Genomic DNA, 12,572 nt, shown 5'->3' with positions numbered 1-12,572 from the left:
AAGTTGCGGAAACGACGTTGAGAAGTATTCTTTGCGTTATCCATCCCAGAACCACCATATTTGGATGTTTGTGGGTAGAATGTAGCACCTTCTTAGATCCAAGAAATGGAATTCCTAAGGGTTGCTAAGGCTTCATAGGGTCTATTCCCTCCACCTTTCTTGATAACCAATTCAATTTTTTAATGAACTGAGGACAAAATAACCACGTTTTGTCCTCAAAAACAACAGAAATCTACATTTTGTTGGTCAATACCCTCCTAAGCGTTGCATAAGAGGGCGTTGACTAACTCAAAATAATCTAAAAAAAGCTCTAGACTATACTTTGCACCACCTCTTTCTTGGCTTCTTTTTTGGAGCCGTCAAATCCTTGTACTCCGCCAACGGTGGTATATTTCATTACAAATCGTTTATCTGGATTGATAATTTGATACGCATACTGACACATTACAGCTGCCTCATGGAATCCGGATAAAATCAATTTTAATTTGCCTTCATAGGTGTTTACATCGCCAATGGCAAAAACACCTGGAATATTGGTCTGGTAATCCTTGGCATTGTTCACCTTGATGGCGTTCTTCTGAATTTCCAAGCCCCAATTTCCAATGGGTCCCAATTTTGGTGACAAACCAAACAATGGTATAAAGTAGTCTGTTTCCACATAGGTCTGGCCTTTGGCTTCATCATTATGTTTGATGACCACTGCCTTTAGCTCATTTTCTCCGTGGATTTCCTTCACTTCAGCCTCTGTATACAATTGGATTTTCCCCAATTTGGCCAGTTCGGAAGCTTTTTCAACAGAATCCAAGGCACCTCTAAACTCATTTCTTCGGTGTACCAAGGCCACTTCGGAAGCTACGTCTGCCAAATAAATGGCCCAATCCAAGGCGGAATCACCTCCCCCTGCGATCACTACTTTTTTATCCCGATATACTTCAGGGTCCTTGATCATATAGACCACTCCTTTGTCCTCGTAGTTCGTAATATTGGAAATCAAGGGTTTTCTGGGTTCAAATGAGCCCAACCCTCCAGCTATTACGACTACAGGAGCATGGTGTTGGGTTCCTTTGTTTGTGGTAACGATGAAGGAACCGTCCTCTTGCTTCTCCAAGGTTTCAGCACGTTCTCCAAAAGTAAATCCAGGCTCAAAGGGCTTTATCTGCTCCATCAGCCTGTCTACTAAATCTCCTGCCAAAATCTCTGGATAGGCAGGGATATCATAAATAGGTTTTTTGGGATAAATCTCTGAACATTGGCCACCTGGTTGCGGAAGTGCGTCAATCAAATGCGTCTTCAATTTTAAAAGTCCAGCCTCAAACACTGTAAATAAACCTGTTGGTCCGGCGCCAATTATAAGTATATCTGTCTTTATCATCTTATTCCTTTTTCTACTAACTCCAATTCTTTGTTTCTGTTTTCTTTTTGAATTTCCAATAATCGCTGTCGATGGTTCACCACCTCGCCAATTAGTATAATGGCAGGATTGGATAACTGCTGCTCCTTTGCCTTGTACTCAATGGAAGCAACAGTACCAATTCCTATTTTTTCGTTTTCCATGGTGCCATTTTGAATAATGGCTACCGGTGTATTTTCTTTTCCTTCATTTTTGAACAGCTCCATAATCTCCCCCAATTTGGACATCCCCATCAAGATTAGGACCGTTGCGTTTGATTTGGCCGCCAATTCCACATCCTTTGAAAGTTTGTGTTCCTTGGTAGTTCCCGTAATCACCCAGAAACTCTCGGTTGCTCCTCTCTTGGTAACCGGAATATTTTGTGATGCCGGGACGGAAACTGCGGATGAAATCCCTGGCACAACGGCTACCTCAACTCCAAATTGGGCAGCGTATTCCATTTCCTCGGCTCCACGGCCAAAAACGAATGGATCACCACCTTTAAGACGAACCACATGACCTTTGGTCTGTGCTCTTTGAACAATCAATTCATTAATTTGGTCCTGTTGATAGGCATAGCATCCCTTTCGCTTTCCTACGAAAATTTTCTCCGCATCAGGAGCATATTCCAAGAGTTGGGTATCCACCAAGGCGTCATAAAGGACCACATCCGCATTGCGTAAGGCCTTTATCCCCTTAAGCGTTATCAAATCCACGTCACCGGGACCTGCTCCAACTACTGTCAATTTTCCGTTATACATGGGCCAATTCCAATTTTCTATAGGCTTCCAATTTTTCCAAAACTGATTTCGCATCAATCAGAAAACTCTCCGCAAATGCCTGACTTGGCTTGTTCTTGTTCAACTGAAGGGCCAAATCCGCAAAACTTCCTGTAAAGCCAATTTTATCTGTTTCCACGTAGAGTCTGTCAAAATCCTTGATAATCCCTGCATGGGTGTTCACTTTTACTTTTTCCGAAGTCAACAAGGCCTTGGCCGAGTTTACTATGGATTGATAGGAATAATAGATACTTGCCGCCCATTTTTCCTCATTCAAAGCTTCTTGGGCGCTGTCTATTTTTTCTTGACTTTCAAAGAATAGGGTAGCTACAAGGTCCACAATGACCCCGGCACATTCACCAATACCTATCTCCTTTTTATACTTTTCCTCGGTTCCCCAATCAATAAAATCGCCTTGGGTAAGGTTTTCGATATCTGCCAAAGGTTTAAGGAAATCATAGAAGTAGTGCTCTCCTTTTTCCCAATAGTAATCTGCAAATGAGGCCCCGTTTCCGTTACTGTTGAAATCATCCAAAATCAGCCTTAATGCTTGCGGTCCTCTTTTACTTGGGATTTTAATCACTTTGTCCGCAAATCTGGCTTTTCCATTTCCGAAATTTCCACCACCCAATAGCACTTGAAGTGCTGGGGCCACCAATTTATCCTTGGTTCTTATGGACATTCCCTGAAAACCAATATTGGCCATATTGTGCTGTCCACAGGCGTTCATACAACCACTAATTTTGATGACCACATCTGGGTTACTTATATATTGTGGGTACTCTGCTTTGATAACGCGTTCCAATTCCTCTGCAATACCTGTACTGCTTGAAATTCCAAGGTTACAGGTATCTGTTCCCGGGCAGGCGGTAATGTCCAAGGCCTTGTTGTACCCTGCTTCTACAAATCCCAATTTTTGCAATTCGGTGTAAAAGAATGGCACCAATGCTTCCTTCACATAGGGAATCAATATATTTTGTCGCAGTGAAAGACGAATTTCCCCTGCCGCATAATCTTGGACCAATCGAGCCAGTTTTCTAGCTTTATCCGTATAGAAATCTCCCAATAGTACTTTGATCCCAATGGCTACATAGCCCTTTTGCTTTTGGGGAACCAAGTTGGTGGACTTCCAATTATTGAAAGCTTCCGTATCCTCAATTTGCACCTGAAGCGCCTCCACATTGGCCACTACAGGCCTTGGATAACTTTCAAAGTCAATGGGATAGGTTTTATGTGGAATGGCCAATTGCTCCTCTTCCAAAAGCGCCTTAAATCCATCAAGTCCAATGTCTTTGAGCAAGAACTTCAATCGAGCTTTGGCCCTACTCTTTCTTTCCCCATGGCGGTCAAAGATGCGGATAACCCCTTCCATCAGAGGAATGATTTTATCCGTAGGTAAGAAGCTATACAATTCATCTGCATGACGCGGTTGCGAGCCCAAACCACCAGCAAGCATCACTTTGAATCCTCTTTCCCCATTTTTAATCTTGGCGATAAAGCCCAAGTCGTGCATATACGAAAGCCCGGTATCTGCATCACTGGCAGAGAAGGAGACCTTGAACTTACGTCCCATTTCCTGACCAATGGGGTTTCTCAAAAAATATTGGAATACCGCATGGGCATACGGAGAAACATCAAAGGGCTCATCGACATCTATTCCAGCTGTTTCACTGGCAGTCACGTTTCGAACTGTATTGCCACAAGCTTCACGAAGGGTAACGTCATCCCGCTCCAATTCTGCCCACAGTTCCGGGGTTCGCTCCAAGTCCACATAATGGATTTGGATATCCTGCCTCGTGGTAATGTGCAATCTCCCTCTGGAATATTCATCAGAAACATCACAAATACGAAGTAGTTGTTTGGAGGACACCTTGCCATAAGGCAGCTTGATCCTCACCATTTGAACACCTTGCTGACGCTGGCCATAGACTCCCCGGGCCAGACGTAGGCTTCTGAACTTTTCCTCGTCCACCTCGCCGCCCTTGAACTGTCGGATCTTGCGTTCCAGTTCAATGATGTCCTTTTCTACTACAGGATTTTCTATTTCTGTTCTAAAGCTTTGCATAATCGAATTATTGTAAATGAATTCCGCACTCCCTTGTTTCCAAGGCTTTTACAGGGTCAAAATAGGTGCTGTTCTTTGGTAAATTGTAGGCTTCCAAATAGCTGTCGAGGTCATCATCGGTCCAATAGTAAAAAGGACTCACTTTTAAAACACCATCTTTTGAATAGCTCAAAATGTCTTTCTCACTTCTGAGTGCGGTCTGACGAATCCGAATATTGGTGAACCAAATGTCAGGTTGGTGTTCTTCCAACGCTCTTCGAAAAGGTTCAAGTTTTACGATTTCCGAAAACTCCAAATGCTCAGGTTGGTCAGATGTAGGAAAACCCAAACGATGTTCGATAAATGCGCGAGTTTCCCTCGGCACATATGTATTCAAATTGAGCTTAAAACGCTCGGTCAGCAAACTAGCATGTTCATACGTTTCGGGTAGATTGTATCCGGTATCACACCAAACCACATCGATTTTCGGATCGATTCGTTGAAAAGTACTCAACAAAACTGCAGAGTACTTACCAAAACTTGTGGTTACAATGCGCTTATTGGACAACCGCATAGCCCATTCAATGATTTCTTCAGGCGGTATGCCCCTGAACTGTTTGTTGTAATATTCGGTATCGATATTTAATTTCATATTATCCTATGGATTTAATAGGAATATCAAAGATAGCCCTTCAAACGTAACAAATGGTTAAAAACTTTATAAATTTAGATTTACCCTATCGTTTTTATAGATTTTAATAAAATTGATGCTAAATTTTGAGGATTTCCTACCCACTCCTTATGTAAACCTCATATTTTTTGGCCTTAAGCAAATAGGCGAAGGTGGTATTTCAATTGGGTTGAACAGCGCTTTCCCTAACGCAATGCTTTTGCTTGTGCATGCAAAGCTTGTTAAACAGAGACTAGGTATGTAATCCGCATTCGCGGTTTTCCAACACCTTGGTTGGGTCAAAGTACTTATGCTCGTTGGGAAGTTTGTATTCTGCCAAATAGAAATCCAACTGGGTATCGCTCCAGTAGTAAAACGGGCTTACTTTTAGCACACCGTCATTACTTAGACTTAACACGTCCAACGAATCCCTATGGGCAGTTTGTCCCTTTCTCAGGTTAGTAAACCAAATGTCCGGTTTATGCTCTTTCATGGCCCTTCTAAATGGTTCAAGTTTTACTTGTTCAGTAAAAATTGCATGCATGGGGTCATCAATCTGTGGGATTCCCATGACGGCATCCCTATGGGCCGAGGTTTGCAATGGCACATAATGCTTAACGTTCAATCCCAAACGTGAAATCAGTTCTTCAGCATGCTTGTAGGTTTGGGGCGTATTGTAGCCCGTATCACACCAAATAACAGGTATATCGGCATCCACATCGGAAACCGCATGCAAAATAGCTACCTCATAAGGCCTAAAATTGGTAGTAACCACTGGATTTTTTCCATTATTGATGGCCCAAGAAATTATTTCATGAGGAGGTATTCCCCTAAACTGCTTGTTTAAACTTTCAATATCTTCTGCTGTAAATGCCATAATCAAATATTTTATTTGCCCCAGGAAATCGTGTTCCAAATTCTCTCATGAAAAAAGTATAACACCATTTTAGTGACCAACTCTACTAAACCAATTGAAAAAGCAAGGGTCAAGGTGCCCGTGATAATCCAAGAAATGATAATGGTATCAAGAGTTCCCACAATCCTCCAACTAATGGATTTAACGATGCTGCGCTTAGGGCTTTCAGAATTTTTATCTTTAGAGAAGGAAGCTTTTTGACCTTCTTTGTTTAGTACTAACTGATCTGCTAACATTTGTGCTTCTAATTTCCTATAGATTTAATAGGTTAATCAAAAGTAGTATTATTTTATAATTATAATCGTTAATTCCAACACAAAATTGCCATTACCCCATAGTTTTTATAGATTTTAACAAAACTGAAGCTGGATTTTAAGGAATTTCCACTTGCATCCAATGCAAGCGGCATAACTTTCGCCTTTAAGAAATTAAATCGGCCAAGGTAGTATTTCGGTACACTTCCAATGCACTATCCCTTACTTGAAGCATTAACTTGTGGACTGAACATTTAGTTTCATCGGGACAATCATCGCACTTTTCATAGAAATTGAGACTCACACAAGGAACCATGGCAATAGGACCTTCCAATACCCGAATAACTGAGGTCATTAAAATTTCATGGGGCTCCCTAATGAGATAGTACCCCCCTCCCTTTCCTTTTTTTGAGCCCAAAAATCCATTGCGGCGAAGTGTAAGAAGTATACTTTCCAGAAATTTTTGGGAAATGTTCTCATGCTTTGCAATTTCAGCTATTTGCATGGGTTCCTTTCTATCTATGGAAGCTAAATAAGTAAGTGCTTTTAAGCCGTATTTTGTCTTCTTGGAGAGCATCTCACGAATATAGCCAAAAAAGACTTTCCCCGCCCACTAATTTAAGTGAACTGTGCAGCTCCTAGCCAAGTGCCTGTTCTATATCCTGGACAATATCGTCAATATGCTCCAATCCCACCGAAACACGCACCATTCCATCTGAAATTCCAACCGCCCTTCGCTCCTCCGTAGTCAGTTTACTATGCGTGGTGGATGCCGGATGGGTAACAATACTTCTGGAATCTCCAAGGTTGGCAGATAAGGATAGCATTTTTATCGAATCAAAGAATTTTCTGCCCGCATCCAAACCTCCTTTTACCTCAAAAGCCACAACGCACCCCCCTGCTTTCATTTGTTTTTTGGCAATTTCATATTTGGGATGAGATTTAAGAAAGGGATACTTTACCCATTCCACTTTGGGATGATCTTCCAAAAAGGTGGCCAAGGCCAAAGCATTGGAACAATGTCGGTCTACCCGAAGTGCCAGTGTTTCCAGACTTTTGGACAGCACCCATGCGTTGAAAGGGGATAGCGCAGGGCCTGTGATTCGAGCAAAACGGTAAATTTTGTCCATCAGCTCACGACTCCCAACGGTGATACCTGCCAGTACCCTACCCTGACCATCCATTAACTTGGTTCCGGAATGAATGATTAAATCTGCTCCAAACTTTATGGGTTGTTGCAAGTAAGGCGAGGCAAAGCAGTTATCAATAATAAAGATTAACCCATGCTTTTTGGCTATGTTTCCAAGGATTTCCAAATCCAGGACATCAACACCGGGATTGGTAGGTGTTTCCGCATAAATAATCTTGGTCTTGGAGGTAATGAGACCCTCCACAGCATCCAGGTCATTCACATCAAAATAGCTGGTGGAAATGTCCCACTTTGGAAAAAACTGGGTAAACAAGGTATGTGTGGATCCAAAGACGCTCTTACAGGACACAATATGATCTCCGCATTCAAGTAAGGCAACAAAGGTGGAATACACCGCAGCCATCCCTGATGCAAATGCAAAACCGGCTTCCGCCCCTTCCATTTTACAAACCTTGTCGATGAACTCTGTGGAAGTGGGATTGGAATACCGAGAATAGATATTCCTGTCCTTTTCTTCCGCAAAAGAAGCCCTCATGTCCTCAGCATCCTCAAACACAAAGCTAGATGTGAGGTACATTGGTGTGGAATGCTCCAAAAATTGTGATCGCTCTGTTTGCGTTCTAACCGCTTCCGTTTCAAATCTTCTCGTCTTTCCCATTATATCTTTTCTGCTATTCTAAGTATATCGCCAAATACGCCTCTGGCCGTTACCGCTGAACCAGCCCCAGCACCTTGAATCACCAAAGGATTCTCACCATAAGACTCCGTATAAATCTCTATAATTGAATCTGAACCACTCACCTGTCCCAATGCACTTCCTTTGGGAACGGAAACCAGTTTTACGTCCAAAACCCCCTTGTCCTTTTGCAGGTCACCATGCAAATCTCCAATATATCTGAGCACATGCCCATCTTCCTGTTGTCCCTTAATGGCCTCATAGATATCATCCATTTTTTCAATTTGGGAAATGAAGGTGTCAAAATCCAATGATCGTAATTCCTCTGGAATAAGATTTTCAACCGAGATATCCGAAAATTCATTTTGAAGATCCAACTCCCGAGCCAGAATCAACAATTTTCTACCCACATCATTCCCTGATAAGTCCTCCCTGGGGTCAGGTTCCGTAAATCCCTGTGCCATGGCCTCTTTCACTATGGATGAAAATGGAGCCTTCTTTTCGGAAAATGTATTGAAGATATAGCTCAACGAGCCAGAAAAAACACCCTTGATTCTAGTGATATTCTCCCCGGAAAGATGGAGCAATTTAATGGTATCTATCAAGGGAAGTCCCGCTCCAACATTGGTCTCGTAGAGGTACTGCTTTTGGTTCCTTTCCAAGTTCCTTCTTACAGATTTATAGTAATCAAAACCTAGGGTGTTGGCTATTTTGTTGGAGGATACCAAATCAAAACCACCCTCTATCAACAAATCATAATTGACAACAAAAGCCTCGCTAGCCGTATTGTCCACAGCTATCAGGTTTTCCAAATGGTGTTCCTTGGCATAATCTATAACGTCTTGCACCTTATAAGACTTACCCTTGGAATCCAATTCATCCCTCCATTTTGTTGAAATACCTCTGTTGTTCAACAAAACTTTCTTGGAATTGGAGACGGAAAAAATCCTTAAATCCAATCCCTTTCGGTTTTCTATGCTCTTTTGGGAATCCAAAATCTGGTCAATCAAGGTTGCTCCCACATTACCGTGTCCAAAAATGGCAAGATTTACCTTTTTGGCTATACCAAAAATCTGCCCGTGAACTACATTGATGGCCTTATGCAAATCGGATTTATTGACTACTAAACTCACATTTTTACCTGTGACAGTATTGTTAAAAAGCAAAGGCACCACTTGGTTCTTAACCAAGGCATTAAAAGGTTTGTGGAAGGTACTTAAGTCCATTCCAACAATCGAGATAACCGAGACATCGCGCACTACGGTAATCTGGTTCACATCCTGTGCCGAATAGTCGGTTTCAAATTCTTGGTCCAACACTTTTTTGGCCTTTTGCGCTTTTTTGGCATCAACCACCAGTCCTATTCCCCTTTCTGACGACCCCTGCGAAATAATTCCAACATTAATATTGTTTTGCCCTAGTGTCTTAAAAATCCTGGCGTCTATACCCACTTTTCCCAACAGCCCCCGCCCTGACAAATTTACCAGAGCCACGTCTTCCAAAACCGACAGGGATTTAATCCCACCATTGTCCGTTTTTGGACCAATCAAGGTTCCATCACTTTCTGCATTGAAGGTGTTTTTTATGCGAAGCGGAATATTCTTCTCTATTAGGGGAATTATGGTCTTTGCATGCAGGATATTGGCCCCAAAATTGGCCAATTCATTGGCTTCTGCGTATGAAATGGAGTCAATCAGCTTGGCTTCTGCAACCAAATCTGGGTTAGCGGTGAAAATTCCGTCAACATGGGTATAATTTACCAGAACTTGGGCATCCAAAAAGTTGGCCAAAAGCGCAGCGGAATAGTTACTCCCATTCCGTCCCAAGGTAGTCGTCTCCCCATCATGGGTGGACGCAATGAATCCAGTAGTAATGGCAACTGCTCCAGCCTCCAACTCCCGAAAACATCGTATTACATTTTCTTTGGAAATAGCTTCATCCACCTCAGCATTATTAAAGGTGTGGTCCGTTTTGATTAGGGATCGCGAATCGACAAATTTTGCATTCACGCCCCGTTCCAGCAACAAAGCGGTAACAACCTTCGCCGATATCAGTTCGCCATAAGCCAGTAGTTCATCCTTGGTTTTTAGACTATAATCACCTGTTAGGGAAACCCCTTTCAACAATTTTTCAATGGTGTGGAGTTCCTCCGCTAAATCCACTTTTGGCAAGGCCGCTTTCTGGTAGGTGGAAAACTCCTTAAACGAAGTTGAAAAATCCTCTCCTCCAGCTGCCTTTTTGAGCAGAGCCTCCAGTTGGTCTGTTGCCTTACCACGGGCAGACAATACTACTCCAAAATGCTCATTTTCTTGGGCTCGCTTGGTAATTATGGACAGTACATTTTCAAGCCCATCCCCATTGGCCAGCGATTTACCTCCAAACTTTAGGATTTTAATTCGCTCCTTAACGGTTTGTTCATGGAAAATTGGTTTTAACAGGTTTTCCAGTTGTTGGAACTCAATTAAAAAGGCATCATGGCCATGGAGCGATTGCACTTCACCATAGGTGACATTGGCATTGGCCTGGGCCAAATGCCTAAAGGTTTCCTTGTTTTCTTCAGCCGTAAAAAACAAATCCGAATTAACCCCGATAATATGAATCCTGGTTTCACTAATCTGTAATTCTTGAAAGGCTTTATCGCCATTTCTGGTAATATCAATGGTTTTTAGGAGCTGGTTCATCAATTTGTATGCTGAGAGCTGAAAACGCTCTTGAAGCTTCTTGCCATGGTGCATAAGCCAGCTTTCCACATTGAACACCTGAAGTTCTTCGTTTGTACTTCTCTTGAACCTTTCCTTAAAGGATTCCGGGGTTCTGTAACAGAGCATCGCGTGCATACGTGCATCATGCACTGGTTGCTTGGAATTGACCAAAAATTGCTCTTGGATCTGGCAATTGGCAATCAACCAATCCGTGGACTTCCAATCCGAAGCAACGGGAATAAGATGCTTGGTGATTTTTGGATTCAATGCTGCCATTTCCCAGGCAACCCCTCCTCCCAAGGATCCACCTATGATAGCAAAAAGTTGTTCTACCTTAAGCTTCTTCAGACCTTGCAAAAAGATTCTAGCAATGTCACCGGCCACAAAATCCTTATAGTTGTCAATCACAAAACCATCATATCCGTTTCCAGGAACATTAAAAGCCAGGATGGTGTAGGTTTCCGTATCGATGCACTTGTCCTTCCCAATGATGTCTGACCACCAACCATTTTTACCCGTAACATTGGAGTTGCCAGTTAACGCATGATTGACCAAAACAATGGGAGCGGTGTGCAATTTCTGACCAAAAACCTGATAGGACAATTGCAAGTCCTGGGAAATTCCATTTAGGGTCTTGTATTCCTTTATGTCAATTTTATGGAGCATTCCAAGAAAATCAGTTGAGAATTATAAAGTTGAGAAAGCGCTTTCCAAATCGGCCTTCAAATCATCAAGATTCTCCAAGCCCACGGACAATCGGATTAAATCCTTGGTCACCCCTGTGGATTCCTGTGCGGCTTCATCCAATTGTTGGTGCGTGGTACTAGCTGGGTGAATGATCAAGGATTTGGTGTCCCCAATATTCGCCAGTAGCGAGAAAATCTTCGTTTCATCGGCGATTTTTTTGGAGGATTCAAATCCACCTTTAACCCCGAAGGTTAAAATACTGCTCTGTCCTTTTGGCAAATACTCATCCGATAGCTTTTTGTATTTGCTGGATTCCAAGCCAGGATAATTTACCCAAGTAACTTCTTCTTTGGATTCCAACCATTTGGCCAGCGCCAAAGCATTTTCGCTATGTTTTTTCATTCGCACTTCCAAGGTTTCTAGTCCTTGAATTATTTGGAATGCATTGAACGGACTCAAACATGCCCCGTGGTCCCGAAGGCCTTCTATCCTAACCTTCGCAATAAACGCAGCTGGCCCCAAGGCATCATGGTATACCAATCCATGGTAGCCCGGGGAAGGTTCTGTAAACTCAGGGAATTTCCCGTTGGCCCAATCAAAGGTTCCTGCATCGATTATGGCTCCACCCAATGCGGTACCATTTCCGTTAATGTATTTGGTCAAGGAATGGATTACAATATTTGCTCCGTGCTCTATTGGATTTAATAGTGCGGGGGATGCCACAGTATTGTCCACAATAAATGGAACTTTCGCTGCTTTGGCTTCTTTTGAAATAGCTTTTAAATCCAATACGTCGAGTTTCGGATTCCCTAAGGACTCCACAAAAAAGGCTCGAGTGTTCTCCTGTACTGCCTTTCCAAAATTGGCAGGGTCGGATGGATCCACAAAGGTTGTGGTGATTCCCAACCTAGGAAGGGTAACACTAAAAAGATTATAGGTTCCTCCATACAAACTGTTGGATGCCACAATGTGATCTCCTGCCTTTAACAACACCAAAAGAGCAGTATTGATGGCTCCCGTTCCGGAAGAGCAAACCACGGACGCAATTCCACCTTCCAAGGCCGCCAAACGTTGCTCCAAAATATCGTTGGTAGGGTTGTTTATACGCGTATAAATATTTCCGAATTCCGCTAGGGAAAATAGATTGGCCGCATGATCCGAATTGTTGAACACATAGGCGGTACTTTGGTAAATGGGCACAGCCCTCGTTCCGCCGTTGGTGGTAACATCGTGCCCAGCATGTAGGGCGTTGGTTGCAAAGTTTTGATCACTCATGATTTCCAGTTTTTTAAATTTTCGTTCAA

Annotated in this window: 10 protein-coding genes and 1 riboswitch; all 10 genes read right to left on the bottom strand. The window is 42.6% G+C overall.

Annotated features, from left to right (window positions below):
- Positions 1-33: 33 nt before the first annotated feature.
- Positions 34-169, bottom strand: a riboswitch (SAM riboswitch).
- Between the two features lie 141 nt (positions 170-310).
- The 10 genes from ACOOE0_RS09890 to ACOOE0_RS09845 all read right to left on the bottom strand — a co-directional run bounded on the left by ACOOE0_RS09890 (position 311) and on the right by ACOOE0_RS09845 (position 12,543).
- Positions 311-1,372 carry an NAD(P)/FAD-dependent oxidoreductase gene (locus ACOOE0_RS09890; RefSeq protein WP_420398766.1) on the bottom strand — a complete coding sequence of 354 codons (1,062 nt, stop codon included), beginning with the start codon at positions 1,370-1,372 and terminating at the stop codon, positions 311-313.
- A complete protein-coding gene (gene cobA, locus ACOOE0_RS09885) occupies positions 1,369-2,151 on the bottom strand; it encodes a uroporphyrinogen-III C-methyltransferase (protein ID WP_420398765.1) in 783 nt (260 codons plus the stop codon). The genes ACOOE0_RS09890 and cobA overlap by 4 nt, the downstream gene beginning before the upstream one ends.
- Complete coding sequence (locus ACOOE0_RS09880; RefSeq protein ID WP_420398764.1) at positions 2,144-4,234, bottom strand: HEPN domain-containing protein; 2,091 nt, start codon at positions 4,232-4,234, stop codon at positions 2,144-2,146. Before ACOOE0_RS09880 ends, cobA begins: the two co-directional genes overlap by 8 nt.
- A 7-nt stretch (positions 4,235-4,241) precedes the next feature.
- The gene (locus ACOOE0_RS09875) at positions 4,242-4,865 is read right to left on the bottom strand and encodes a phosphoadenosine phosphosulfate reductase family protein (protein ID WP_420398763.1); all 624 of its coding nucleotides are present in this window, start codon (positions 4,863-4,865) and stop codon (positions 4,242-4,244) included.
- A gap of 271 nt (positions 4,866-5,136) precedes the next feature.
- Complete coding sequence (locus ACOOE0_RS09870; protein ID WP_420398762.1) at positions 5,137-5,760, bottom strand: phosphoadenosine phosphosulfate reductase family protein; 624 nt, start codon at positions 5,758-5,760, stop codon at positions 5,137-5,139.
- Positions 5,761-5,771: 11 nt separating this feature from the next.
- Positions 5,772-6,035 carry a DUF2061 domain-containing protein gene (locus tag ACOOE0_RS09865; RefSeq protein WP_420398761.1) on the bottom strand — a complete coding sequence of 88 codons (264 nt, stop codon included), beginning with the start codon at positions 6,033-6,035 and terminating at the stop codon, positions 5,772-5,774.
- Between the two features lie 184 nt (positions 6,036-6,219).
- Positions 6,220-6,630, bottom strand: a complete 411-nt coding sequence (locus tag ACOOE0_RS09860) for an RrF2 family transcriptional regulator (protein ID WP_420398760.1) — start codon at positions 6,628-6,630, stop codon at positions 6,220-6,222.
- A gap of 61 nt (positions 6,631-6,691) precedes the next feature.
- Positions 6,692-7,861, bottom strand: a complete 1,170-nt coding sequence (locus tag ACOOE0_RS09855; RefSeq protein WP_420398759.1) for a trans-sulfuration enzyme family protein — start codon at positions 7,859-7,861, stop codon at positions 6,692-6,694.
- On the bottom strand, positions 7,861-11,247 hold the full coding sequence (thrA, locus tag ACOOE0_RS09850) for a bifunctional aspartate kinase/homoserine dehydrogenase I (protein ID WP_420398758.1): 3,387 nt from the start codon (positions 11,245-11,247) through the stop codon (positions 7,861-7,863). The genes ACOOE0_RS09855 and thrA overlap by 1 nt, the downstream gene beginning before the upstream one ends.
- 21 nt (positions 11,248-11,268) lie before the next feature.
- Positions 11,269-12,543: an O-acetylhomoserine aminocarboxypropyltransferase/cysteine synthase family protein gene (locus ACOOE0_RS09845; protein ID WP_420398757.1), complete on the bottom strand. Its 1,275-nt coding sequence runs from the start codon at positions 12,541-12,543 to the stop codon at positions 11,269-11,271.
- Positions 12,544-12,572 lie beyond the last annotated feature (29 nt).

It is taken from the genome of Flagellimonas sp. (assembly GCF_965215805.1).
In the GTDB taxonomy this organism is placed as follows: Bacteria; Bacteroidota; Bacteroidia; order Flavobacteriales; family Flavobacteriaceae; genus Flagellimonas.
Note: the sequence above shows the minus strand (reverse complement) of the source record. Positions and strands in the feature narration are given on the sequence as shown.